The sequence below is a fragment of the Serratia sp. NA_13 genome (assembly GCF_052691735.1).
This window is the reverse complement of the sequence record NZ_JBQZFV010000001.1, coordinates 519,570-544,760: the sequence shown is the minus strand read 5'-3', so window position 1 is coordinate 544,760 and position 25,191 is coordinate 519,570. Positions and strand designations below refer to the sequence as shown.

25 protein-coding genes and 1 pseudogene are annotated in these 25,191 nt (G+C 54.5%); 14 read left to right on the top strand and 12 right to left on the bottom strand.

Annotation, left to right across the window (positions count from 1 at the left end):
• Window positions 1-95: 95 nt before the first annotated feature.
• On the bottom strand, window positions 96-1,103 hold the full coding sequence (pspF, locus tag ACUTSU_RS02480) for a phage shock protein operon transcriptional activator (RefSeq protein ID WP_445651658.1): 1,008 nt from the start codon (window positions 1,101-1,103) through the stop codon (window positions 96-98).
• Window positions 1,104-1,286: 183 nt separating this feature from the next.
• Here pspF and pspA point away from each other — a divergent pair, with 183 nt between their 5' ends.
• The 7 genes from pspA to tyrR all read left to right on the top strand — a co-directional run bounded on the left by pspA (window position 1,287) and on the right by tyrR (window position 7,298).
• Window positions 1,287-1,952, top strand: a complete 666-nt coding sequence (gene pspA / locus ACUTSU_RS02475; RefSeq protein ID WP_261122262.1) for a phage shock protein PspA — start codon at window positions 1,287-1,289, stop codon at window positions 1,950-1,952.
• Between the two features lie 57 nt (window positions 1,953-2,009).
• The gene (gene pspB, locus ACUTSU_RS02470) at window positions 2,010-2,237 is read left to right on the top strand and encodes an envelope stress response membrane protein PspB (RefSeq protein ID WP_012145351.1); all 228 of its coding nucleotides are present in this window, start codon (window positions 2,010-2,012) and stop codon (window positions 2,235-2,237) included.
• Window positions 2,237-2,596 carry an envelope stress response membrane protein PspC gene (gene pspC / locus ACUTSU_RS02465; RefSeq protein WP_445651656.1) on the top strand — a complete coding sequence of 120 codons (360 nt, stop codon included), beginning with the start codon at window positions 2,237-2,239 and terminating at the stop codon, window positions 2,594-2,596. Before pspB ends, pspC begins: the two co-directional genes overlap by 1 nt.
• A gap of 97 nt (window positions 2,597-2,693) precedes the next feature.
• Window positions 2,694-2,960, top strand: a complete 267-nt coding sequence (pspD, locus tag ACUTSU_RS02460; RefSeq protein WP_445651655.1) for a phage shock protein PspD — start codon at window positions 2,694-2,696, stop codon at window positions 2,958-2,960.
• Complete coding sequence (locus ACUTSU_RS02455) at window positions 2,941-4,338, top strand: YcjX family protein (protein WP_445651654.1); 1,398 nt, start codon at window positions 2,941-2,943, stop codon at window positions 4,336-4,338. Before pspD ends, ACUTSU_RS02455 begins: the two co-directional genes overlap by 20 nt.
• On the top strand, window positions 4,335-5,396 hold the full coding sequence (locus ACUTSU_RS02450; protein WP_445651653.1) for a TIGR01620 family protein: 1,062 nt from the start codon (window positions 4,335-4,337) through the stop codon (window positions 5,394-5,396). Before ACUTSU_RS02455 ends, ACUTSU_RS02450 begins: the two co-directional genes overlap by 4 nt.
• 330 nt (window positions 5,397-5,726) lie before the next feature.
• On the top strand, window positions 5,727-7,298 hold the full coding sequence (gene tyrR, locus ACUTSU_RS02445) for a transcriptional regulator TyrR (protein WP_445651652.1): 1,572 nt from the start codon (window positions 5,727-5,729) through the stop codon (window positions 7,296-7,298).
• A gap of 64 nt (window positions 7,299-7,362) precedes the next feature.
• Here tyrR and tpx read toward each other — a convergent pair whose 3' ends face one another.
• A complete protein-coding gene (gene tpx, locus ACUTSU_RS02440) occupies window positions 7,363-7,866 on the bottom strand; it encodes a thiol peroxidase (protein ID WP_445651651.1) in 504 nt (167 codons plus the stop codon).
• 222 nt (window positions 7,867-8,088) lie between these two features.
• Here tpx and ycjG point away from each other — a divergent pair, with 222 nt between their 5' ends.
• Window positions 8,089-9,060 carry an L-Ala-D/L-Glu epimerase gene (gene ycjG / locus ACUTSU_RS02435; RefSeq protein WP_445651650.1) on the top strand — a complete coding sequence of 324 codons (972 nt, stop codon included), beginning with the start codon at window positions 8,089-8,091 and terminating at the stop codon, window positions 9,058-9,060.
• 5 nt (window positions 9,061-9,065) lie between these two features.
• Here the strand turns inward: ycjG and mpaA are convergent, their stop codons facing one another.
• On the bottom strand, window positions 9,066-9,773 hold the full coding sequence (gene mpaA / locus ACUTSU_RS02430) for a murein tripeptide amidase MpaA (protein ID WP_445651649.1): 708 nt from the start codon (window positions 9,771-9,773) through the stop codon (window positions 9,066-9,068).
• A 198-nt stretch (window positions 9,774-9,971) separates the two neighbouring features.
• On the opposite strand from mpaA, the gene ACUTSU_RS02425 reads away from it, so the two are divergent.
• Window positions 9,972-10,322, top strand: a complete 351-nt coding sequence (locus ACUTSU_RS02425; protein ID WP_445651648.1) for a hypothetical protein — start codon at window positions 9,972-9,974, stop codon at window positions 10,320-10,322.
• 160 nt (window positions 10,323-10,482) lie between these two features.
• Window positions 10,483-12,117: a peptide ABC transporter substrate-binding protein gene (locus tag ACUTSU_RS02420; protein WP_445651647.1), complete on the top strand. Its 1,635-nt coding sequence runs from the start codon at window positions 10,483-10,485 to the stop codon at window positions 12,115-12,117.
• A gap of 68 nt (window positions 12,118-12,185) precedes the next feature.
• On the opposite strand, the gene ACUTSU_RS02415 is transcribed toward ACUTSU_RS02420, so the two are convergent.
• Complete coding sequence (locus tag ACUTSU_RS02415; RefSeq protein WP_445651646.1) at window positions 12,186-13,262, bottom strand: hypothetical protein; 1,077 nt, start codon at window positions 13,260-13,262, stop codon at window positions 12,186-12,188.
• A 145-nt stretch (window positions 13,263-13,407) separates the two neighbouring features.
• Here ACUTSU_RS02415 and zntB point away from each other — a divergent pair, with 145 nt between their 5' ends.
• Complete coding sequence (gene zntB / locus ACUTSU_RS02410) at window positions 13,408-14,391, top strand: zinc transporter ZntB (RefSeq protein ID WP_445651645.1); 984 nt, start codon at window positions 13,408-13,410, stop codon at window positions 14,389-14,391.
• A gap of 218 nt (window positions 14,392-14,609) precedes the next feature.
• Here zntB and ACUTSU_RS02405 read toward each other — a convergent pair whose 3' ends face one another.
• The 4 genes from ACUTSU_RS02405 to umuD all read right to left on the bottom strand — a co-directional run bounded on the left by ACUTSU_RS02405 (window position 14,610) and on the right by umuD (window position 17,897).
• A complete protein-coding gene (locus ACUTSU_RS02405; RefSeq protein WP_445651644.1) occupies window positions 14,610-15,008 on the bottom strand; it encodes a VOC family protein in 399 nt (132 codons plus the stop codon).
• A gap of 139 nt (window positions 15,009-15,147) precedes the next feature.
• The gene (ttcA, locus tag ACUTSU_RS02400) at window positions 15,148-16,080 is read right to left on the bottom strand and encodes a tRNA 2-thiocytidine(32) synthetase TtcA (protein ID WP_012145335.1); all 933 of its coding nucleotides are present in this window, start codon (window positions 16,078-16,080) and stop codon (window positions 15,148-15,150) included.
• A 126-nt stretch (window positions 16,081-16,206) separates the two neighbouring features.
• Entirely contained in the window at window positions 16,207-17,475 is a 1,269-nt protein-coding gene (umuC, locus tag ACUTSU_RS02395; RefSeq protein WP_445651643.1) for a translesion error-prone DNA polymerase V subunit UmuC, read from the bottom strand.
• A complete protein-coding gene (umuD, locus tag ACUTSU_RS02390; protein WP_445651642.1) occupies window positions 17,475-17,897 on the bottom strand; it encodes a translesion error-prone DNA polymerase V autoproteolytic subunit in 423 nt (140 codons plus the stop codon). The genes umuC and umuD overlap by 1 nt, the downstream gene beginning before the upstream one ends.
• 306 nt (window positions 17,898-18,203) lie before the next feature.
• Here umuD and ACUTSU_RS02385 point away from each other — a divergent pair.
• Window positions 18,204-18,515: pseudogene (locus tag ACUTSU_RS02385) on the top strand (alginate lyase family protein); the annotation flags it as partial.
• A gap of 25 nt (window positions 18,516-18,540) precedes the next feature.
• Here ACUTSU_RS02385 and nifJ read toward each other — a convergent pair.
• Window positions 18,541-22,074 carry a pyruvate:ferredoxin (flavodoxin) oxidoreductase gene (gene nifJ, locus ACUTSU_RS02380; protein WP_445651641.1) on the bottom strand — a complete coding sequence of 1,178 codons (3,534 nt, stop codon included), beginning with the start codon at window positions 22,072-22,074 and terminating at the stop codon, window positions 18,541-18,543.
• A gap of 251 nt (window positions 22,075-22,325) precedes the next feature.
• On the opposite strand from nifJ, the gene ACUTSU_RS02375 reads away from it, so the two are divergent.
• The gene (locus tag ACUTSU_RS02375; RefSeq protein WP_445651640.1) at window positions 22,326-22,658 is read left to right on the top strand and encodes an SMR family transporter; all 333 of its coding nucleotides are present in this window, start codon (window positions 22,326-22,328) and stop codon (window positions 22,656-22,658) included.
• Window positions 22,659-22,742: 84 nt separating this feature from the next.
• On the opposite strand, the gene ACUTSU_RS02370 is transcribed toward ACUTSU_RS02375, so the two are convergent.
• Entirely contained in the window at window positions 22,743-22,958 is a 216-nt protein-coding gene (locus ACUTSU_RS02370; protein ID WP_445651639.1) for a hypothetical protein, read from the bottom strand.
• A 311-nt stretch (window positions 22,959-23,269) separates the two neighbouring features.
• On the opposite strand from ACUTSU_RS02370, the gene ACUTSU_RS02365 reads away from it, so the two are divergent.
• On the top strand, window positions 23,270-23,530 hold the full coding sequence (locus ACUTSU_RS02365) for a DUF333 domain-containing protein (RefSeq protein WP_445651638.1): 261 nt from the start codon (window positions 23,270-23,272) through the stop codon (window positions 23,528-23,530).
• Window positions 23,531-23,573: 43 nt separating this feature from the next.
• On the opposite strand, the gene hslJ is transcribed toward ACUTSU_RS02365, so the two are convergent.
• Both hslJ and ACUTSU_RS02355 read right to left on the bottom strand, forming a co-directional pair.
• Window positions 23,574-24,002 (bottom strand): heat shock protein HslJ, encoded by a 429-nt coding sequence (gene hslJ / locus ACUTSU_RS02360; RefSeq protein ID WP_445651637.1) that lies wholly within the window; start codon window positions 24,000-24,002, stop codon window positions 23,574-23,576.
• Window positions 24,003-24,023: 21 nt separating this feature from the next.
• Window positions 24,024-25,016: a 2-hydroxyacid dehydrogenase gene (locus ACUTSU_RS02355; RefSeq protein WP_445651636.1), complete on the bottom strand. Its 993-nt coding sequence runs from the start codon at window positions 25,014-25,016 to the stop codon at window positions 24,024-24,026.
• Between the last annotated feature and the right edge of the window lie 175 nt (window positions 25,017-25,191).

The following is a 25,191-nucleotide window of genomic DNA, read 5'->3' as shown; positions in this document are numbered from 1 at the left end:
CTACAGCTTGTGGCTCTGCTGTGAAAGGCACGACATTGCTCACATTGCTTCCAGTGTTTTTTAAGCCAGCTCGGGTGCTGGCTTTTTTTTGCCCGTTATTCCTCCTCTGCCTCGCCATTTTGCAACAGCGCGTGCTTTTTCAGCATGCCGCGCAACTGGTGATAGGTCAGCCCCAGCAGCTCCGCCGCCTTACGCTGATTAAATCTTCCTTGTTGCAGCGCGGCCTCGATTAGCGATTTTTCCTGCGCCAACTGCCAGGCTTTTAAATCCAGCGGCAGGGCTGGTCGCTCCGCGAGCGTTTCGCGCTCCATGGGCAATGGCATAGTTTCCCTCTGGGCGAAGGGGTTGATGATTATCTGATCCAACGCGCTGTCACTGGTACCGTGCCGATACACCGAACGCTCCACTACATTTTTCAGTTCACGTACGTTGCCCGGCCAGTGATAGCCGAGCAGGGTGTCTCTGGCACGTTCGGTAAAGCCAGGGAACAGCGGCAGCGACAACTCGCGGCACATCTGAATCGCAAAGTGCTCTGCCAGCAACATGATGTCTTGCTGTCGCTGGCGCAGTGGCGGTAACTGCACCACGTCGAATGCCAGTCGATCCAACAGGTCGGCGCGGAATTTGCCCACCGTCGCCAATGCGGGCAGATCGTCGTTGGTGGCACACACCAGCCGCACGTCAACCTGCAGCGGCTGGCTGCCACCGACGCGCTCCAGGTGGCCGTATTCAATCACCCGCAGCAGTTTTTCCTGCACCAGCATGGGTGCAGTGGCCAGTTCGTCGAGAAACAGCGTGCCGCCGTCGGCCCGTTCAAAGCGGCCCAGATGGCGCTTCTGCGCGCCGGTAAAGGCCCCGGCCTCGTGACCGAACAGCTCGGAATCCAGCAGGTTTTCATTCAGGGCCGCGCAGTTAAGTGAGATAAACGGCCCCTGCCAACGGTTGGACAGGTAATGCAACCGGTGGGCAATCAGTTCTTTACCGGTGCCGCGCTCACCGATCACCAACACCGGTTTGTTCAACTTTGCCAGTTGTGAGACTTGCTCCAATACTTCGACAAAGGCATTCGCTTCGCCCAACAGGTTTTCTAACTGTTCGCTCATGATGAAATTCGCCAATGTTTGGTGAAAATAATCACTCTACAGTAAGCTCATAGAGAGTCAAAAATAAATAAGCTTTGTTATTCAATGAAGTAAAAGTTGGCACGGGTTTTGATTAACTATTAAGGAAATCTGTATGACCAACGCGGCGCTTCAGACGCCATCAGAACCAAGAGGAAGTGAATTATGGGTATTTTTTCTCGTTTTGCCGACATCGTGAACGCCAACATTAATACGCTGCTGGATAAGGCGGAAGATCCGCAAAAGCTGGTGCGTTTGATGATCCAGGAAATGGAAGACACGCTGGTTGAAGTCCGTTCTACCTCAGCGCGTGCGCTGGCGGAGAAAAAACAGTTACTGCGTCGTATCGAGCAGGGTGAAAACCAGCTTAGCGATTGGCAGGACAAAGCTGAACTGGCACTGCGTAAAGAGAAAGAAGATCTAGCCCGTGCGGCATTGATCGAAAAACAAAAAGTGGCCGACCTGATCACTACGCTGACGCATGAAGTGTCCGTCGTAGAAGAAACGTTGGCACGTATGAAAAGCGAAATCGGCGAGCTGGAAAACAAGCTGACCGAAACCCGCGCTCGTCAGCAGGCGTTGACCTTGCGTCACCAGGCGGCATCCTCTTCCCGTGACGTGCGCCGTCAGCTCGACAGCGGCAAGCTGGATGAGGCGATGGCGCGTTTCGAGCAGTTCGAACGCCGTATCGACCATATGGAAGCCGAAGCGGAAAGCGTTATCATCGGTAAAAAGAAATCTCTGGATCAAGAGTTTGCCGAGCTGAAAGCCGACGACGCCATCAGTGAGCAACTGGCTGCGCTGAAAGCCAAAATGAACCGCTCTGAGTAAGGCGACAGCGGCCACGGTGGGTGGCCGCCCACCAAGACGCATTAAGAAGGAAAAGAAATGAGTGCTCTATTACTTGCCATTCCGTTGACAATCTTTGTGTTGTTTGTCGCACCGATTTGGCTTTGGCTGCATTATAGCAATCGGCAACAAAACGGCATTCAACTGAGCCATCAGGAGATGCAGCGACTGGCGCAACTGGCCGAAGATGCCAAGCGCATGCGTGAACGTATTCAGGCGCTGGAAGAGATCCTTGATGCAGAACACCCGAACTGGAGACAGTCTTGATGAACAACACTCTGGGCAGTAAAAAGCTTTATCGCGTTCCTGAAGAAGGCATGCTGAAGGGCGTCTGCGCCGGTCTGGCCCATTATTTTGACGTGCCGGTACGCCTGATCCGAGTGATCGTGGTGTTGTCGATGTTCTTCGGACTGTTCTTCTTCACCCTGATCGCTTATTTCGCACTGGTATTTGTGCTGGATGAAGCACCGGCCAGCCGATTTGAGGGCGAGCAGCAAAAAACACCGCGCCAATGGCTCGACCAGTTAGAGTACGAACTGGGCAGCGGTGAACAGCAACTGCGACAGGTTGAACGTTATGTTACGTCGGACACTTTCGGCGTACAGAGTCGCTTCCGCAAGTTGTAATCCCCGCCTTTGCGCGTAATGACCTGCGCTCGGCGCAGGTCAGGCATCGGACCTGACATCATCCTTTTGAACCAAACCGTGCCGGAGGGCTTTGATAATGAAAAAAACCTATGCCGTAAATGCCGTTAAATCCGATGGATTTAAACAAGGGGCAGGTGCAATGTTGAAGACATTGTCTAAAGTCATCATCATAGCGCTACTCAATTACGGCCCGGCTGGGGCGGCCGGCTGGCTGCTGCGCACCGTCGGTCGCAAACCGCTTCGCTTTGTCCTGGCGCTGGTGCTGGAACCGCTGTTCCGCAAAGGGCTGAACAAGGTATTTGGGCGTTATGCCAAGGAGAACAATGAAACGACTGCAAAATGAGTTAACGTCTCTGGTCAACCGCGGGATGGATCGCCATCTGCGTCTGGCGGTGACCGGCCTGAGCCGCAGCGGCAAAACCGCCTTTATCACCGCTTTCGTCAACCAATTGCTGCATGTTCACAGCGGTGCCCGCATGCCGCTGTTCTCGCCGGTGCGTGAAGAACGTCTGCTGGGCGTGAAGCGCATTCCACAGCGCGATCTCGGTATTCAGCGTTTTACCTATGATGAAGGGCTGGCACAGCTTTATGGCACTCCGCCGAGCTGGCCGACCCCGACACGTGGCGTCAGTGAAATTCGCCTGGCGTTGCGTTATCGTTCCAACGATTCACTGCTGCGTCATTTCAAAGACACTTCAACGCTGTATCTGGAGATTGTCGATTACCCCGGCGAATGGTTGTTGGACTTGCCGATGCTGGAACAGGACTATCTGGCCTGGTCGCGACAAATGGCCGGTTTGCTGCAGGGCGATCGCGCCGAGTGGGCTAGGCCTTGGCTGGAACTGTGCAAAAGCTGCGATCCGCTGGCACCCGCCGATGAAAATAAACTGGCGGCCATCGCCCAGGCCTATACCGATTATCTGCTGCGCTGCAAAAGTGAAGGGCTGCATTTTATTCAGCCGGGCCGCTTTGTGTTGCCGGGCGATCTGGCCGGTGCGCCAGCATTGCAATTCTTCCCGTGGCCAAACGTCGACAGCCTTGGTGAATCCAAGCTGGCGCAGGCGGATAAACACAGCAACATCGGCATGCTGCGTGCGCGTTTTAACTATTACTGTCAGACCATCGTTAAAAACTTTTATAAAGAACACTTTGTCCGTTTCGATCGCCAGATTGTGCTGGTGGATTGCCTGCAGCCTCTTAACAGCGGCCCACAGGCATTCAACGATATGCGACTGGCGCTGACCCAACTGATGCAGAGTTTCCACTATGGGAAGCGCACACTATTCCGCCGCTTATTTTCACCAACCATCGATAAACTGATGTTTGCCGCCACCAAGGCCGATCACATCACCGCCGATCAACATGCCAATTTAGTGTCGTTGCTGCAGCAACTGGTGCAGGAAGCCTGGCAGAACGCGGCGTTTGAGGGCATCAGCATGGACTGCGTCGGACTGGCCTCGGTGCAGGCGACCGAGAGCGGTATCGTCGACCATCAGGGGCAGCGCATCCCGGCGCTGAAAGGCAATCGTCTGGACGACGGCGCACCGCTAACGGTGTTCCCCGGCGAAGTGCCGGCCCGTTTGCCGGGGCCGGCGTTCTGGCAAAATCAGGGCTTCCATTTTGATGAGTTCCGTCCAAGAGCGATGAGTGTGGACAGTCCATTACCGCATATCCGTCTGGACGCGGTGATGGATTTTTTACTGGGGGATAAATTGCGATGAGCGAGCCGATAAAACCACGTATCGATTTCGAACAACCGTTGGAGCTGCCGCAGGAGCCGGTGCTGCGTGCCAACGTTGCTTTTGACGAACAGCAGGCGGAACACTTTTTCCCGGCGGCACCGGAGCTGCAGCAGGAAGAGGAAGAAGGGCGTGCCGAAGGCATTATCAATGCAGCCCTGAAACCCAAACGCAGTCTGTGGCGCAAAATGGTTACTGCGGGGTTGACGCTGTTCGGTGTCAGCGTGGTGGCGCAGGGCGTGCAGTGGGTGCATACCGCCTGGGTACAGCAGGATTGGATCGCCATGGGCGGTGGCGTGGCGGGTGGGTTGATTGTTTTCGCTGGGGTAGGTTCGGTAGTGACCGAATGGCGTCGCCTATACCGTCTGCGTCAGCGTGCAGAAGAACGAGATGTGGCACGCGAGCTGTTACACAGCCACGGATTGGGCAAAGGGCGTGAATTCTGCGAAAAACTGGCGCGCCAGGCCGGTCTCGATCAGGGGCATCCGGCGTTGCAACGCTGGCAGGCTTCACTGCATGAAACTCAGAACGATCGCGAAGTGGTAGCGCTGTACGCCAAGCTGGTGCAACCGGTGCTGGATAACCAGGCGCGGCGTGAAATCAGCCGTTCGGCGGCGGAGTCTACCTTAATGATCGCCGTCAGCCCGTTGGCGGTGGTGGATATGGCGTTTATCGCCTGGCGTAATATCCGGCTGATCAACCGTATCGCCGCGCTGTATGGCATTGAACTGGGTTACTTCAGCCGTCTGCGCTTGTTCCGCCTGGTGCTGTTGAATATCGCCTTTGCCGGAGCCTCTGAACTGGTACGCGAAGTGGGCATGGACTGGATGTCGCAAGACCTAGCCGCCCGACTGTCCGCCCGAGCGGCGCAGGGCATCGGTGCCGGTTTGCTGACCGCCCGACTCGGTATCAAGGCGATGGAGCTGTGCCGTCCGCTGCCCTGGCTGGAAGGGGAAAAACCGAAGCTGGGTGATTTCCGCAGCCAACTGATTGGCCAGTTGAAAGACACCATGAAAAAGAGCGATAACAAAGCCAAATAATCTGCCCACGGCGTCTATTCAGGCGCCGTGGTTATTTTTACCGCAATGACTTTCCCCGCTAACGCCGATACGTAACCCGCACTTGACGGAAGACGATCCCCCTGTAAATACATTATATTTATCTGCAAATTTACTGGCGGTTATGATAAATCTCTACTGATAAGCTAAAATGACGCCGATGGTGTTATTCACTTGCGTTTAAAATCATCAACAACAGCGATAAATCAGAGTTCTGTCAACTTTTGCTGACAGATTGCTTCTACCGCTTGGGGTGAGAGAGTATCATCATCTTCAGTCATCCCCGCACCTGCAGAGATAAGGCCAATACTGATGCGTTTGGAAGTTTTTTGCGAAGACCGGATCGGTCTGACTCGAGAGTTACTCGATCTTTTGGTATTGCGCAGCATAGATTTACGTGGCATCGAAATCGATCCCATCGGCCGCATTTACCTCAATTTTTCCCAACTGGATTTTGACACCTTCCGCGCGCTGATGGTGGAAATCCGCCGCATTGCCGGCGTGACCGATGTGCGCACCGTGAATTTCATGCCGTCTGAACGCGAACATCGCGCACTGCGCGCGCTGTTGGAGTCTATGCCTGAGCCGGTGTTCTCGATCGATATGAAAGGCAAAGTCGAACTGGCCAACCCGGCAGCGCAGGCGCTGTTTGGGCTTAGCGAAGACAAAATCCGCAACCAGACGGCCACCGCATTGATTGGCGGTTATAACTTCAATCGGTGGCTGGAGAGCGAACAGACGGCGCCACAATCGGAGCGGGTGGTGATCCGCAGTCAGGACTTCCTGATGGATATCACGCCAATCTACCTGGAAGACGAAAACCAGCAGAATGCCGCCGTAGGTGCGGTAGTGATGCTGAAGTCCACGGCCCGGATGGGGCGTCAGTTACAGAATCTGTCGGTGAACGACGATACCGAGTTTGATCATATCGTTGCCGCCAGCCCGAAAATGCGCCACGTGCTGGAGCAGGCGCGCAAGTTGGCGATGCTGGATGCGCCACTGTTGATTGTCGGCGACACCGGCACTGGCAAAGATATTCTGGCCCGGGCCTGCCATTTGCGCAGCCCGCGTGGCAAGCAGCCGTTCCTGGCGTTAAACTGCGCCGCATTGCCGGATGATGTAGCGGAAAGTGAGCTGTTCGGCCATGCGCCGGGAGCTTACCCGAATGCGCTGGAAGGCAAGAAGGGCTTCTTCGAACAGGCGAATGGCGGTTCGGTGTTGCTCGATGAAATCGGTGAGATGTCGCCGCGCATGCAGACCAAACTGCTGCGTTTCATTAACGACGGTAATTTCCGCCGCGTGGGTGAAGAACACGAAGTCCATGTGGATGTGCGGGTGATTTGCGCGACGCAGAAAAACCTGACCGAACTGGTACAGCGTGGTGAGTTCCGCGAGGATCTCTATTATCGCCTTAACGTTTTGACCATCACCATTCCGCCGCTGCGTGAGCGTCCGCAGGACATCATGCCGCTGACCGAACTGTTTGTGGCGCGTTTTGCCGATGAGCAGGGCGTAGCGCGGCCAAAGCTGGCGGGCGATCTGGGTAGTTTCCTCAGCAAATATGGCTGGCCTGGCAACGTGCGACAGTTAAAGAACGCCATTTACCGGGCATTGACGCAAACCGAAGGTTTCGAACTTCGTCCGCAGGACATTGTACTGCCGGAGTTCGAGGTTGAAATGTCGCTGGGCGATGAGGTGATGGACGGCTCGCTTGATGATATCAGCAAACGTTTTGAGCGTTCGGTGCTGACCCGTTTGTACCGTACTTATCCAAGTACCAGAAAACTGGCAAAACGCCTGGGCGTTTCACATACCGCGATTGCCAATAAGTTGCGCGAATATGGGCTCAGTAGCCGTAAGCCTTCCGGGGAAAACGAAGAATAAAAAAACGGGCGCCATAAGCGCCCGTTTCAACGTTTAGAGGCCGGCAATCGTCGGCCTTCTGGCATTACTTCAATGCAGCCAGCGCCGCATCGTAGTTCGGCTCGGTGGTAATTTCATTTACCAGCTCGCTGTACAGCACGTTGTCCTGGCCATCCAATACCACAATCGCACGTGCGGTCAGGCCTGCCAGCGGGCCTTCAGCGATTTCAACGCCGTAAGCCTGTTTGAATTCTGCGCCACGCAGCGTGGAAAGGGTGACTACATTGTTCAGGCCTTCTGCACCGCAGAAACGTGATTGGGCGAACGGCAGGTCGGCCGAGATGCACAGCACCACGGTGTTATCCAGGCCGCTGGCCAACTGATTGAATGTACGTACCGAAGTTGCGCAAACGCCGGTATCAATACTTGGGAAAATGTTCAGAACTTTACGTTGACCCGCGAAGCTGCTCAGCGCCACGTCCGACAAGTCTTTGGCAACCAGTGAGAAGGCTTTGGCTTGTTCGCCGGTTTGTGGCAGGTGGCCTGCAACGCTAATCGGGTTGCCTTGAAAATGTACTGTCTGAGTCATTAGCTTGATTCCTTTTACAGGTGTTTATACAAAGGGCATGAACCTAATAAAAGGGCTTTATGGCCACTTTTAACATTAGGTTCACACCCTGGCATCAGTTTATGTCAACAATTGTGGGTTGGATAGATAAAGTTTGCTAAATAGTTGTATATATTAGAATGTGTCCAAAAAAAAACCACGCGTTTGCCCGATTTTATGCGCAATTTCCGTTCAGGAGCCATTATGAGAAGCATGCGTTTTTACCCAGAAGCCTGGCCGTTGCATACCGCCTTTGTTATTGCCCGTGGCAGCCGCACTGAAGCCAAAGTAGTGGTGGTCGAAATTGAGCAGCAGGGCGTGCGGGGTATTGGTGAATGCACACCTTATCCGCGTTATGGTGAAAGTGAGACTTCGGTGATGGAGCTTCTGGCCGAAGTGGCTACGGCTGTCGAGCAGGGCGTGACGCGCCAGCAACTGCAGCAGCTAATACCGGCCGGCGCGGCACGTAATGCGGTGGATTCCGCCTTATGGGATTTGGAGTGTCAACTGAGCGGTCAGAGCCGCTGGCAACGCAGCGCTGTTGCCGAGCCGGAACGCATTCTGATGGCGCAAACCGTCAGCATAGGTTCGCCAGAAGCCATGGCCTTTGCCGCGCGTGAACTTGATCAGCAAGGGGCACGCGTGCTGAAAATCAAACTGGACAATCATCTGATCAGCGAACGGCTGGTGGCGATCCGTGCGGCGGTGCCGGATGCCACGTTGATTGTTGATGCCAACGAGTCCTGGCAGGCGGAAGGGCTGGCGGCGCGCTGCCAACTGTTGGCAGATCTGGGTGTGGCGATGCTGGAGCAACCGCTGCCGGCGACGGATGACAGCGCACTGGAGAACTTTATTCACCCGTTGCCCATTTGCGCCGATGAAAGCTGCCACACCCGTAGTGATTTACCCAAGCTGGCCGGTCGTTATCAGATGGTCAATATCAAGCTGGATAAAACCGGCGGCCTGACCGAAGGACTGGCGCTAGCGCAGGAAGCGCGGCAGCAAGGGTTCGCTATTATGCTTGGTTGCATGTTATGCACTTCGCGGGCGATAAACGCCGCATTGCCGCTGGCACCGGGCGCGCGATTCGTCGATTTGGACGGCCCGACCTGGCTGGCTAATGACGTTGAACCGGGGTTGAATTTTGAATGTGGGGCGATTAATCTCGCCCCATAGCCGATTTAGCCTGGGTAAGTCAGCAATTCTACCATCGCGTTAAGGTATTTTTCGCTGGCGGCATCGGCCGAGATCGGCGGGAACTCTGCGGTAATGCAAGGCAGTGACAAATCGGCGCACCAACTGCCGAAAGATCCCGGCGTTTCGTAACCGACGCTGGTGACCAGCGGCAGGGCAAACTTATGCGAAAGCCAGACGCCGAGCTGGGAACTGGCCGGGTCTTCAATACAGGCCAACGGCTCGTGGAACGACACCACCCAGTGTGGTTTCAACCGATGGATCAGATGACACAATCCCTGGGTTTCCGGTTCGGAGCCTGGGCGGCCACCGGTGGAGAGTTTTACATCCCGCGCTTGCGCCGCACTGTTCCAACGATAAACCGTATCCCCGGATCGCCAGTTGGCTGCCGGGAAGTTACGGTTCAAATCGACCCCGTTAGCGTTGGCGCGCAGCCCGAGCTGGCAACCGTCGGGATTGACTGCCAGTACCACATGGTGACGCAACTGGTTGGGTGCAATGCTGCGCAGTGCGCAGGATAGGGTAACGATAGCGGCGCTCTCATCACCGTGGGTGCCGGCAATAATCAGCCCGGTTTCCGGGCCGTTAACGGCCGCCGGGAAATAGAGCAGCGGTGCACCTAACAGCGAACTGCCGTAATTCTCTCCTGCAACGGCCAATTGGCCACGTTCACTGCGCGGTCGATGCTGGATCATGATGTAGTCCCTGATTTAAAGGTCGAGAGTGATTATCATTTTATTCAGTGTATTACGCTTTCACTTAACTTTCCCAGAGCAATTGTTCGCTATTGCTTGATATATGAACTGTGCGTTAGCGCAGGTAACAATAAAACCCCGCCATCTATTTCGCTGTTGTTATACTATCGGCAAAGCTAACCAAACAGGGGATTTAACATGCCAGTAGCCAGAATAGTTGCCAGCTATAGCGAAAATGATAAGGATACCATCACGCTGCTGTGCGGCGTGGACGAGGAAAACCAGATCCGTCAGGGTGAATGGTTTGGCGTGGTGAAGAATGACGACGGGCGTGGCGATGAGTCCAACTATCCGTTTACCTTGCACGTCGATTACCAGAAAAACAGCTTCTATCTCGACTATGGTTTTGACGATGCCGAGTCGCGCCAGATGCAGAAAACCGATATTCATGCCAAGCCATTGACCGAGAAAGGCTTCTTCACCATTTTTGATGAAGAAGAGGGTGAAGAATTTAGCTACCGCATCAATAGCATTCACCTTTACGACTAATAAAGCCGACTAACAGAAAATGCCCGTATCGACATCGTCGTACGGGCATTTTTATTGCCTGGCCCCCAGTTTTTACATCTTGTCCGCCGGGAACTCTAGGTGAGACTAATCTTGTGCTATAAGATAAAAAATTCAGATGGTTAACGGGGGATGAATCAGAATGACGAGAAAAAAAATTCAACAGGGTTTTCGTTTGGCGCTGTGTGCCGTGGCGATTGGCGCAGGATTGAGCAGTGCAATGGCGGCTCAGGTTCCCCCAGGTACTACGCTGGCGGAGAAACAGGAAATAGTTCGCCATATCAAAGATGAGCCGGCCTCACTCGATCCGATCAAAGCGGTTGGTCTGCCGGAAGCGCAATTGGCGCGCGATCTGTTTGAAGGGCTGGTGAACCAGGATGCCAACGGCAAGGTGATCCCCGGCGTCGCCACCCGCTGGCAAACCACCGATAACCAAACCTATATTTTCACCCTGCGTAAAGATGCGCGCTGGTCTAACGGTGACCCTGTCACGGCGAAAGACTTCGTTTACAGTTGGCAGCGGCTGGTTGAGCCGAAGAACTTGTCACCTTTTGCCTGGTTTGCCCAGTTGGCCGGCATCCAAAACGCCGATGAGATCATTACCGGCAAGCTGCCCGCCGATAAGCTGGGCGTCACTGCGCTGGATGATTACACCTTCAAAGTGCAATTGAACAAACCGGTGCCGTATTTTGTCAGCCTGACGGCTAACTTCAGCCTGTTCCCAGTCAACAAGGCAGTGGTAGAGAAATTTGGCAACGACTGGACCAAGGTTGGTAATTTGGTCGGTAACGGCGCGTTTAAACTGCAGGAGCGGGTCGTTAACGAGAAGCTGGTACTGACGCCAAACGATTACTATTGGGATCATGCGCACACGGTATTGACCAAAGTGACCTTTGTACCGATCAACCAGGAATCCAACGCCACCAAGCGTTATCTGGCCGGCGATATTGACATCACCGAGTCCTTCCCGAAAAACATGTACCAAAAGCTGCTGAAAGATATTCCGGACCAGGTCTATACCCCGGATCAGCTCGGCACCTATTATTATGCTTTTAATACCCAACGCGCGCCGACTAACGATGTGCGGGTGCGCAAGGCATTGTCTTACGCTATCGATCGCAAAATTATCGCCGAAAAAGTGTTGGGGACCGGTGAAAAACCGGCTTACCACTTCACTCCGGATGTCACCGCCGGGTTTAAGCCGGAAGTGAGCCTGTTACAGCAGCAATCACAGACGGAGCTGGATGCCCAGGCCAAGGCGTTGATGCAGGCGGCCGGCTATGGCCCGAACCATCCGCTGAAGCTGACGCTGCTATACAACACTTCGGAAAGCCATCAGAAAATTGCGATTGCCGTGGCTTCCATGTGGAAGAAAACGCTCGGTATTGACGTTAAGCTGCAAAACCAGGAATGGAAAACCTATATCGATAGCCGTAACACCGGCAATTTCGACGTAGTGCGTGCTTCCTGGGTCGGCGATTACAATGAAGCCTCGACCTTCCTGTCGCTGTTAAGCTCTACTCATAGCGGTAATATCGCCAAATTCAAGAGTGCGGATTACGACAAACTGCTAGCGCAGGCCAGCCGCGAAACCAGTCCGGCAGCCTTGACCACAGACTACAACAAACTTGAGCAGATCATCGCCGAGCAGGCACCGATCGCGCCAATTTATCAGTACACCAACGGCCGACTGATCAAACCCTGGGTGAAAGGCTACCCGATCACCAATCCGGAAGACGTGGCTTACAGCCAGACGATGTATATTTTGAAGCATTGATTTTGCGCTAGTCCCATGTGTTGCCATAAAACCCCGCATTAGCGGGGTTTTTAACTTAGGTGGCAGGATTATGGGGCATCAAACAATGCGCTGCGGCCAGTCGCCGAAGAAAATACGCAGGTGACGTCGTGGGCACAGTCGGAAACTATCAGTAAATCACGTTTGGCGTGCGGCGCAATAAAGCGACGGTCGTAAGCGGCATAGGCGATAGCGCGCTGCAGTCGGTAGGGGCCTTGCGCCTGAGCTGCGCAAGATTTATCGAGTATTTTGTAAAAGGTACCGGGCGTGCTGCCGGTATCTTTCTCGCCTTCAAGATAGGTGATATCCGCCGTTGCATAGCGCTGGCGCACCCTTGCACGATTTTGCCCGAGAAAGACCGGAACCGCTTCAATGCCGTATTTCCAACGATCGACGTTCGGGCAGGTATCGTTCCTGATCTTAACCCAATCAAAGCTACAGTCGCCTTGTTGGTTACAGTCGCGCCAGTCGGCAGGGTGACCATTCTTTACCGGCTGCGGTCGTCGGCTATCGAAATAGAGCCAACTGCCGGGGGCGGCGATAACGTAACGCAGCTTCACGCCGGACGGCGGATGGGCGAACCCGATATAGTGCTGCACAAACTGTGCTCCGGCGGAAAAGCCGGCGATAGTAACCGACTGCACTGTTGGCCATTTTGTTTTCAGCTCGGCAAGCAGACTATCCAATGCAGTAAATGAGCTGGTATTTCCCTGGTTGTCCAGACCCCCTTCGAGCCAGGAACTGCAACTCCAAAGTGCGTCACCTGGCTGTGCGGGGGGCACTCCGGGGGAATGACAGTGTGCGGCCTGCGCATTGCTAACCGGAAACAGCGGGGCGACCAGCAGCCGGTGATCGGCTTTGGCTGTGCGCTGGGCCGCCGTTAAGGCAGCGAGCAGCGTTTTGCCTACATCTCTGGGGTGCCCGTGCAGTACGATTAACGCGCTGTATGGTGTGGGGCCATGAGATTTCGCCACGAAGTAAGGCAGCTCACCCGCTGAGTCAGCTAATTTGACCCGGTATGCATCAGCGATAGTGTTGAGTGAATTATCTGCGGCAAACATCGGATGAAACAACGCGGGAGCAAACGCCAAAACCGAGGCTAACAAAAATGTCGAAGTGGATTTCATTGGATGTCCGGCCGCGCGTTGTGCGTTATTTATCCATATTAGCGCATAAGACTCTTCCTGGTGCAGCATTCGCACGGCTTCATCTTTGATCCGTTTGGCTTTAACGCTAGACTCTGGAATAACTGAAAAGCAGAGGGTATGAGGAATGGAAGTCATTGAGGGGCGCGAGTTACAGGTTCCTGACGCAGTGTATGCCTACCAGCTCGATGGCAAGGGCGGTGTAACATCGATTGATTACGATGATAAAGCCACCTGCAATGAGCCTTGCTGGCTGCATCTCGATTATGCGCACCCTGCAAGCGCTGAATGGCTGGCCACCACACCGCTGCTGCCGGATGCGGTCAGAGAGGCGCTGTCCGGAGAGAGTTCACGGCCACGCGTCAGTAAGGTGGGCGATGGCACCATGATTACACTGCGCAGCATTAACTTTAACGCCAATTCGCGGCCGGATCAGCTGGTGACAATTCGTGTCTACATGACGGATAAACTGATCGTTTCCACCCGCCATCGCAAGGTTTATTCCATCGACCAGGTGGTGAACGATCTGCAAAGCGGCAGCGGGCCGACCAACAGCGGTAACTGGCTGGTGGAAATTTCGGATGCGTTGACCGATCACGCCAGCGAGTTTATCGAGGATCTGCATGACAAGATCATCGATCTGGAAGATTCGCTGTTGGAGCAGCAGGTTCCTGAACGCGGGCAACTGGCGCTGATCCGCAAACAGCTGATCGTACTGCGCCGCTATATGGCACCGCAGCGAGATGTATTCTCCCGGCTGGCTAGCGATCGTCTGCCCTGGATGAATGATGACGACCGTCGTCGCATGCAGGATATTGCCGATCGGTTAGGGCGCGGCCTGGATGATTTGGATGGCAGCATTGCCCGTACCGCGATCCTTTCTGACGAAATCACCACCGTAATGGCCGATGCCATGAACCGCCGCACCTACACCATGTCATTATTGGCGATGGTGTTTTTGCCGACGACCTTTTTGACCGGGTTGTTCGGCGTCAACCTGGGCGGTATTCCCGGCGGCGGTAATCCTTTTGGTTTTGCTACGTTTTGCCTGACGCTGACCGGATTGGTGTTTGGTCTGGGCTGGTGGCTGAAGAGACGCCGCTGGCTGTAGCCAAAAAAACGTTGATAACCCGGTTAACATTGAGCGATATCAACTTTTGCCGGGGGGAAATGGGGCATGATCTATCTCGCAGGTGAATGCAACGTCAAGCGATGGGCGTTGTGCTCCATAATTGTCTTACTTTCTTATATTTAGAATTACTGTATAGCATATTGATTCATACGATGCCGGTTTAATCACCGGCATTTTTTTGTCTGTAATTTGCCCCATCAGACTGCACTCTCATCCCAGAAACTGGCCTCGATCTTATGTCCGTCCAGATCCCGAACAAAGCAGCCATAATAGGCTTCGCCATAGTGTGGTCGTGAACCGGGGGCGCCTTCATCTGTCGCACCGGCCTGCAGCGCCTGACGGTAAAAATCATCGACCTGCTGTTTGCTGGTGGCGAAAAAACCCACGTGCACACCATTGCCGGTAGTGGCCGGTTTACCGTCGATTGGCGCCTGTAACCAGAACTCCGGATAGTCACGTCCATAGCCAATGGCACCAGGGTGTTCCAACACCCGTCGGCAACCTAATGCGGCAAGAGTGCGATCGTAGAAGTCGGCTGCGGCGTCAAAATGATTGCTGCCGAGCGAAACGTGAGACAAGCAAGGGGTGATGTTCATCGGTAATCTCCAGTGACTGTATAAAAACACAGTACAGGATAAAAACGGCACTGTCCGATGAATTCTGCTGAAATTGCGAGCGGGATCAAAAACTGATGAAGGGAAATTTCCGCCCACCACGTGTGGGCGGAATAACGAGTTACTTGATTTCGAGTACGTCCAAACGTACCGGGGCGGCGTCATCTGCATCCTCCGGTTGCCAGCCGATCGGCTGCATCGGAATATCTTCACGGTCAAAGGCCAGATCGCCACCGTCCACCACTTCGCTGCCGTGGTGAATTCCTTTGAAATCAAAAAGGTTGTAGTCGCTCAGGTGCGAAGGCACTACGTTTTGCATCGCGCTGAACATGGTTTCCAGACGGCCCGGGTAACGTTTATCCCAGTCGCGCAGCATGTCGCCAATGACCTGACGTTGCAGGTTAGGCTGCGAGCCGCACAGGTTGCACGGAATAATCGGGAAGCCTTTGGCAACCGAGAAACGCTCAATGTCTTTTTCACGGCAATAAGCCAGCGGGCGAATAACCACGTGTTTGCCATCGTCGCTCATCAGCTTGGGTGGCATGCCTTTCAGCTTGCCGCCGTAGAACATGTTGAGGAACAGCGTCTGCAGAATGTCATCACGGTGGTGACCAAGGGCAATTTTGGTAGCCCCCAGCTCGGTAGCGGTGCGGTAAAGGATACCGCGGCGCAGGCGTGAACACAGTGAGCAGGTGGTTTTACCCTCAGGGATCTTGTCCTTGACGATGCTGTAGGTGTTTTCCTCAACAATCTGGTATTCCACCCCCAGGCTTTCCAGATAGGCCGGCAGAATATGCTCGGGGAAACCGGGCTGTTTCTGATCGAGGTTGACCGCAACCAGCGAGAAATTGACCGGGGCGCTTTGCTGCAGGTTGCGCAAAATCTCCAGCATGGTGTAGCTGTCTTTGCCGCCGGACAGGCAAACCATGATGCGGTCGCCTTCCTCAATCATGTTGAAATCGGCGATCGCCTGGCCCACGTTACGACGCAGGCGCTTTTGCAATTTGTTCAGATTGTATTGCTCTTTTTGACTAACTGTTTGTTGTTCTGACATTTAAATCGTGCTCGTTCTCAATTGGGGGCACTATGGGCATAAAGTTTTAGGCAGCGAGTTTAGCATTCTATGGACTGCTTGGGTATTTCATCCATTCGCCCGGAGAGCAAAGGCGGTTTGTTTACCTCAGTACACGCGGGCACGCGGCAAATCTGCCACCCGCGTGGTGTAAGCAGGAGAGAGAAACTCACGTTTCATTGACCATGTCTGTTGGTTTCCTTGCCCGGCAAACCAGACCCCGGCATGCCTGGACTGATTGATTTTATCCAACGCGGCCATCAAGCGTTCGCTGTTGGGGCGTGGCTGATACTCATCGAACAGGTCTGGCTGAGCAACGCCTTGCGAGTAAAAGTCCTGCAGCATAATGCCGGCTTTTAGATAGCGGTGACCGGGTTGCCAAATCTTGTCAAGACATCGAGTCGCGGCGGCGATGATGTCGCGCGTATCCTGCGTTGGGGTACTGAGCCTGATGCTCGCGGTGTTGCCGTAATATTTTTCGTTGACCGAAAAGGGGCTGGTTTTAACCCATGCATTGATATTCCGACAATACTGATGTTCTGCACGCAGTTTCTCTGCCGCTCGGGATGCGTGCATACAGATCGCCTGATGCATATCCTGGTATTCAGTGACGCGTTCGCCAAATGATCTGCTGCAAATGATCTGCTGTTTGGTTGGGGCAAACTCCTCGAGTGACAAGCAGGGTTCACCACGCAGTTCACGCACTGTGCGCTCAATCACCACGCTGAAATGCTTGCGGATCATCGTGGTACTTGCGTCCGCCAGCTGCAGGGCGCTTTCGATCCCCATATTTTGCAGCTCTTTGGTTATGCGGCGTCCGATACCCCAGACTTCTGCCGCCGGTACTCTCTCCATTAATTTTCGCTGCCGCTCCTGGTTGGAAAGGTCAACCACGCCTTGGGTCTGACTCCATTTTTTCGCCGCGTAGTTCGCCAGCTTTGCCAGCGTCTTGGTCTGGGCAATACCGACGCCGACGGTGAGGCCAGTGCATTGTAAAACGCGGGCGCGAACCTGGTGCCCAAACGTGGCCAAATCGACACAGTTTTGTACCCCGGCAAGCTCAAGGAAGCTTTCGTCGATAGAGTAAATTTCGGTCCGGGGCGCCATTTCTTCGAGCACGGCCATCACTCGCATCGACATATCGGCGTACAGCTCGTAGTTGCTGCTGAATGCGATACCCCCGGCACGCTCAAAGCTGTGTTTTATCTTGAAATAGGGCGCGCCTGTTTTCAGGCCCAGGGCCTTCGCCTCTTTGCTCTGTGCCACCACGCAGCCGTCGTTGTTCGACAGCACAACTATCGGCCGACCACGCAGGTCCGGACGCCACAGCGTTTCACAACTTGCATAGAAGTTGTTTACATCGGCCAGGGCGTACATTATTTCAGCCTGGTGATGGTTGAAACCACCACGCCGACGATGTCCAATTCTGCACCATCATCCGAGAGTGGTATCGGCCTGAATGTCGGGTTCATCGGCTCAAGCTGTTTGACAGGACGAAGACACAGTCGCTTAACCGTGAACTCGCCTGCGATGCTGGCAATCACGATATCGCCGTGACAGGCACCAATGCTTCGATCGACCACCAGCATGGATCCATCGGTGATCCCGGCTTCGATCATGCTTTCACCTGAGGCGATCAGGAAGTAAGTTGCCGAAGGGTGGCTAATGCAGTACTCATTGAGGTCGATCCGCGCGTGTATGTAGTCTTGTGCGGGGCTGGGAAAGCCCGCCGGGACGTTATCGGCGTAAAGCGGAATGAACTGTTTCTCTGGGGTTGGCGTGGGGAAAAAGTGTTTCATGGCGCATTTCTCTTTACTGTTTTTATATACAGTATAATCGAGTTTTAGCCATTACAACCATAAAGAAAGTCAGGGGCGAGATGATCCACAGCTATCCCCTTGTTGGGCAAGATGATCCTCTCGGAAAATTTTTAGGGTGTGGTTTGCAGAGCCGAATGTAGCGGTGTTTTTACGCTCGGAAACGTTTTTTATCAGCCGGGAAACACAAAACCGGGCAGGATAATCTCAATCACCTCTGATGATAATGGGGAACCCGTTTGATGATCCGCATCTGCCTGCAGGCTGGCCTGTTGTTTTGCCTGACGTCGCTGGCCGCCGAGCGGAGGCAAGCATGACTATCTGAGCTTGGGGGCTTATTGGTGGCCGGATGCGAGCAAAGCCAACGGGCTGCCCTGGGTCCGCCGCGATGGACAGGTGAATCCGGCCAGTAAGAATGAGCAAAGTGACGATGTGCGTTTGGCGGAGTTCACCCAGTGGGTTCAGAGGCTGGCACTGGCGGGATATTTCTCCGGTCAACGGCGCTATAGCGATCGGGCGATGGAATTGATCCGTACCTGGTTTATTAACCCATCAACGCAGATGAATCCTAACCTCAACGACGCTCAGGGCATCCCGGGGCGCGAACCAGTCGCGCCCCGATGACTTACTCGGCGGAGGATTTTTCCCCTTTGCCGGCCAGCAGGCTGAGGAAGTCGTACTTCTCTTTCAGCTCTTTCTCTGCGGCCTGATACAGCGCGCTGGCCATCTCCGGCTGCTGTGAGTTCAGGCGGCGGAAGCGCTGTTCTTTCAGCAGCGTTTCGGTCAGGTTGCTGTTTGGCGGCCGGGAGTCCAGCGCCAGCGCAGGTTTGCCCTCATCGGTGCGGCGTGGATCGAAGCGGTACAGCGGCCAGAAACCGGTGGCGGTCAACTGCTTCATCTGGTCGTGACTGAGCGCCAGATCGTAACCGTGCTCTTCGCAGGGGCTGTAGGCGATAATCAGTGATGGACCCGGATAGGCCTCGGCTTCCTGAATCGCTTTCACCGTCTGATTGAGCTGGGCACCCAGCGAGATTTGCGCCACGTACACATGGCCGTACATCATCATGCTGACGCCCAGATCCTTACGCGCCTTGCGCTTGCCGTGTTCACCGAACTTGGTGACAGCGCCCAGCGGGGTAGCTTTCGACTGTTGGCCACCGGTGTTGGAGTAACATTGAGTATCCAGCACCAGTACGTTGACGTTCTCGGTCAGACTGAGGACGTGATCCAACCCACCAAACCCAATGTCGTAAGCCCAGCCATCGCCGCCAATCAGCCAGATGGACTTATCCACCAGATAATCGGCGTCGGTTGCCAGTTGGCGTGCATCGCTGCCTTCGATTTTTTCCAACAGGCCGCGCAGTTCAGCGATCTGCAGGCGGCGCGGTTCCGGTGCAATATCTTCCATTTTCAGGGCATTAACCAATGGTGTCGGCAACTGCGGTGCCAGCGTGTTCAACAGGCGTAATACGCGGCTGCGGTGTTGGTCGACAGTCAGGCGGAAGCCCAGACCGAATTCGGCGTTGTCCTCAAACAGCGAGTTGGCCCAGGCCGGGCCGCGCCCTTCGGCATTGGTGGTGTAAGGTGTGGTGGGCAGGTTGCCGCCGTAAATGGATGAGCAACCCGTGGCATTGGCAATCAGCAGCCGGTCGCCATAAAGCTGGGTCAACAGTTTGATATACGGCGTTTCGCCGCAGCCGGAACAGGCGCCGGAGTATTCGAACAACGGTGAAATCAACTGTGAGGTACGAATATCGATCCGCTCGAGCTGTGCCGGGTCGATCTCCGGCAGTTGCAGGAAGAAGTCGTAGTGCTCTTTTTCCACTGCCAGATGCTCCAGCCGTGGCGCCATGTTGATGGCCTTGATGTCCGGATCCTGGCGGTCTTTCGCCGGACACACCTCAACGCACAGGTTGCAACCGGTACAGTCTTCCGGCGCCACCTGCAGCACATATTTCTGACCGCGCATATCTCGCGCTTTTACATCCAGCGATTGCAGCGAGGCAGGGGCATGTTCCATCGCATCCGGCTGAACCACTTTGGCGCGAATGGCGGAATGCGGACAAGCGGCAACGCAGTGGTTGCACTGGGTGCACAGATCCGGCTGCCAGATGGGGACCGCTTCGGCGATATTGCGTTTTTCCCACTGAGTGGTGCCCACTGGCCAGGTGCCGTCCGGCGGGAAGGCGGACACTGGCAATGCATCGCCCAATCCGGCCAGCATCGTAGCGGTGACGGTTTTGACAAAGTCAGGCGCGGCGTCGGACACCACCGGCGGTCGCATTGGGCTGCTGTCGTCTATCGGCTGCAGTGGGATCTCAATCAGTGCATCGAGCGTAGCGGCCAGTGCCTGCCAGTTGCGTTCAACAATATCCTGCCCCTTGCTGCTGTAGCTGCGGGCAATGGCGTCTCGCAATTGCTGCAGGGCCACATCGCCCGGCAGGATCTGGGTCAGGTGGAAAAACGCCATCTGCATCACGGTATTGATGCGCGCGCCAAGTCGGCATTCACGCGCCAGTTTGGCGGCGTTGATGATGTAAAATCGTGCCTGGCGCTGTTGCAGCACCGCCTGCACTTCCTGCGGCAGTCGCGACCAGGCCTCTTCAGCACCGTACGGGGTATTGAGCAGGAAAATGCCGCCGGGTTTCAGGCGCTCCGCCATCTGGTAGGTATCGATAAACTGCAATTGGTGACAGCCGACAAAGTCAGCGCGACTGACCAGATAGGCCGAGTTAATCGGCTGCTCACTGACGCGCAGATGCGACACCGTCAGGCCACCGGCCTTTTTCGAGTCGTAGACAAAATAGCCCTGTGCGTACAGCGGCGTGCTGTTGCCGATGATTTTGATGTTGTTTTTGGTGGCGGAAACCGACCCGTCGCTGCCCAAACCGTAGAATAACGCCTCCAGTGAGGCACGCTGTGGGAGGGTCTCTTCACTGAGGGGCAGGGAAAGGCCGGTCACATCGTCAAAAATACCGACGGTAAAACGCGGACGCGGTTTGTCCAGCGTCAGTTCTTTAAATACCGCCAACGCGCAGTCTGGCCCAAATTCTTTTGAGGACAACCCATAACGGCCACCGATCACCTTTGGCATGCTGGCGCGTTCACCCCGGCTGAAGGCTTCGGCCAGCGCGGTCATCACGTCCAGATACAGCGGTTCCGCCAGCGCGCCTGGCTCCTTGGTGCGATCCAATACGGCGATTTTGGTTGCGCTTTCCGGCAGTACGCTGAGCAGGTGTTGCGCGGAAAATGGCCGGAACAGCCGTACTTTCAGCACACCGACTTTTTCGCCGCGAGTCAGCAGGGCGTCGATCGCTTCTTCGCAGGTCCCGATAGCGGACCCCATAAGGATCACTACGCGTTCGGCTTGCGGATGGCCATAATATTCAAAAGGCTGATATGCCCGGCCGGTGATCTGGGCAAACTTGTCCATCGCATCAATCACGTGCTGGCCGGCACCGTCGTACCAGGGATTGGTGGCTTCACGCGATTGGAAGTAGGTATCCGGGTTGGCGGAGGTACCGCGCACCACGGGATGGTCTGGCGACAACGCGCGGCTGCGGTGCGCATCAATTGCCTCCTGCGGTAGCATCTGGCGCAGGGCATCATCACTCAGCGGGACGATTTTGTTGATTTCATGCGAGGTGCGGAAACCATCAAAAAAGTGAATAAACGGCAGGCGACTGTTGAGGCTTGCCGTTTGAGAAATCAACGCAAAGTCCTGCGCTTCCTGCACGTTACTGGCGCACAGCATGGCGCAGCCGGTCTGGCGGACTGCCATCACGTCGGAATGGTCGCCGAAAATCGACAGCGCGTGCGTGGCGATGGTACGTGCGGCGACGTGCAGGACAAACGGCGTCAGTTCGCCGGCCAGTTTGTACAGCGTCGGGATCATCAACAGCAGGCCCTGCGACGAGGTAAATGAGGTCGACAGTGCGCCGGTTTGCAATGCACCGTGCACCGTGGCGATGGCACCGCCTTCCGACTGCATTTCCACCACCCGCGGTACGTCGCCCCAGATATTCTGACGGCCATCGCCGGACCAGGCATCGGCCTGTTCCGCCATGGTCGAACTGGGGGTAATCGGGTAGATGGCAATCACTTCGCTGGCGCGATAGGCGACGGAAGCGACTGCGTTATTACCATCTGTAGTAATCATCGACTTTACCTTTCATTGCTCAAAAAACCGCAAAAGTCATTTCTTGCAGTAATTAACAAAGTCTAGCAGAGGGATATATTGGCCCTTTATCGCATTTGTGTGGCGGTGGAAAAATCGACCAAAGTTACTGTAAATTGATATTTCCCGCATTAAAATCACGCCGCGAAGACGAATTGTCATGGTTGTTTAACGACAATTTATTTCCAGCGCGTCATACTGTCGAACAGGTGAACTTACGGAAGAAAAAAACGATGAGCGGATTTATGTATTTAACCATGGCGATTGTGGCGGAAGTGGTCGCCACCACCATGTTGAAAGCCTCTGAGGGCTTTACCCGCCTGTGGCCGTCGCTGGTGGTAGTGGTCGGTTACGCGGTCGCTTTTTGGGGACTGTCGCTGGTGGTTAAAACTATGCCTCTGGGCATTGTCTACGCTATTTGGTCAGGGATGGGCATTGTGCTGGTGTCCATTGCGGCAGTATTTGTTTATCAGCAAAAACTGGATCTACCGGCAGTTTTCGGGATGGGGTTAATTATTGCCGGCGTATTGGTGATTAATTTACTGTCGAAAACAGCGGCGCACTAATTGTTATTTTAAGGTAAAAATAGTCAGCGTGACATTCAGTGACGCTGGCTGAAAACCTCAGTGATAATAACTGAAAATAATGAATCAGGTATATTCATCCAGTAACAAAATCAACGCTATTTTTTTACTATTGTCTGACAATTCCCAGTCCGTCCATTGCTCCCAAACCCCTCCTTCAAACCTGTCATCGCTCTTGTCGCCCAGAGCGCTCGGTGGCTGCTCCTTGAACCGCGTGAAAGCCCCGGTGACCATAAGAATGATAACAGCGTGCAAATAAACGCCAAATAATTGCAGGAACATATTTTCATTATTTATATATCAGGCTAGATTAAATAGGTTTGCATCAAAGATAACAAAACGTGTCCGTATAAAGTGACGCGAGTTATACCCTTTGGATTTCGAGTTGGCCGCTCTAGCGCGTCCATGCGCTCGCGGCATTTGTACATCCCTGTACAGCACCGCTAGGCGACCAGCTTGCTCATCCCCAGGTGCTTACTTGAGTAAGCAACTGGGGTGAGTGAGTGCAGGTAACAACGCTGCGGCTTGAAAGACGACGGGTATATCGGCAATGGCGATTTTACACAGCGTAGTCCGGGTTCAGGAGTGGAATAATGACAACATCAAAATGGTTGCTGGCCGGTGCCGTATTGCTTTTGGCCGCATGCAGCAGCAAAAATGAAGAGCCAGTACAGCAGGGCAACAGTGCCAGAATCAATACCTTACAGACCAGCGCGAACTGCGCCAGCGTGGGCGGTATCACTACCGTGACGCACAATTTAAACGGCGAGGCGGTAAGAATGTGCCAAATGCCGAATGGCAAGCAATGCGAAGAATGGACTCTGGGTCAGGGGGCCTGTTCAACCGCCGGTTAAGCAGGAAAGCACACCAGGCCACCAGGGCCTGGTGTATCGGGGGTTACTGCACCCAGTCTCGCTGGGTATAGACCAGGACGTGGCCGCTGCCGCTCAGTGTTAATTGTTGAGCGCTAAGGGTGACTTTTGCCCCTTTGCCCAGCACGTCGCCAATCAGCCGATCCCACTGGTTGAGCTGCGGATCTGAGCAGAGCATGCGGGTCGAAGCCAGCCCTGGCACCGTCAACACGCCGTCCTGCAACTGGCCACCACCAAAGAAGTGGTTACACATGGCGCCGGAAACGTGCATTTTCTCACCGAACTCAAGGTTGGGCCCGTTACCGGGGCGTGATTTCACCGCCACGCCATCGACGCTCTGCAACGCAAAATTGTGATGCAACAGATCGCTTTCTGTCACCGTTTTACCGTTCTGGCTCATTCCACACCCCGCTAACATCAGCGCCGTTAACGCCACTGAGATGGACTTTTTCATCGGCTTTCCTTGTTAAAAATATCAGGTATTGAGCTGATTAGGGCAGTTCTCACCCTGTTCCAACTGGTGAAGGTTTTTCAACGTGGTTTCCGAGATGCTGGTCAGCGCCTCTTCGGTCAGGAAAGCCTGATGGCCGGTAAACAGCACGTTGTGGCAGGCTGACAGGCGGCGGAAGATATCGTCCTGGATCACGTCATTGGATTTGTCTTCAAAGAACAGGTCGCGTTCATTTTCATACACATCCATACCCAGTGCGCCGATTTTCTGCTGTTTCAAGGCATCAATCGCCGCCGAGGAGTCAATCAGGGCACCACGGCTGGTGTTGATAATCATCACGCCATTTTTCATCAGGGTGAATGCATCACTGTCCAGCAGATGGTGGTTTTCCGGCGTCAACGGGCAGTGCAGGGTGATCACGTCGGACTGGGCGTACAGCGTTTTCAGATCGACATATTCGGCACCCATCTCCAGTGCTTGCTCGCTTGGGTAGGGATCATAAGCCAATAGCTTCATGCCAAACCCTTTCAGGATCCGCATGGTGGCGATGCCAATTTTACCGGTGCCAATTACCCCGGCGGTGCGGTTATGCATATTGAAGCCGATTAACCCCTCGAGCGAAAAGTTGGCATCGCGGGTACGCTGATAGGCGCGGTGAATACGACGATTCAGGCACATCATCATACCCACGGCGTGTTCAGCGACCGCTTCCGGTGAATAGGCCGGTACGCGTACCACTTTGATGCCCAATTCTTTGGCGGCGTCCAGATCCACGTTATTGAAACCGGCACAGCGCAGAGCCAGGATTTCAACCCCCAGCGCCGCCAGTTCTTCAAGGACTTCACGGCTGCCGTCGTCATTAACGAAGATACAGATGGCTTTGCAACCGGCGGCGTTTTTGGCGGTTCTTTTACTGAGCAGGAAGTCGAAAAATTCCAGTTCGTAGCCAAACTGCTGATTCACCAGCTCGAGATATTTACGGTCATACTGTTTAGTGCTGTATATCGCCAATTTCATCGTGGTTTCTCCAGCGTCATTTTTGTGATCAATTTAACAGATTTTAGTAAATTCTACAATTGGTTAGCCGGTTTCGGTAACGCTAAAAAGGGGTAACGACTATCGCTCGAAGCGATATCAATTAAGGGTAGCTGGCGATGCCGGAGCATGGCGGATATTCGTGGTGGGCGGACTG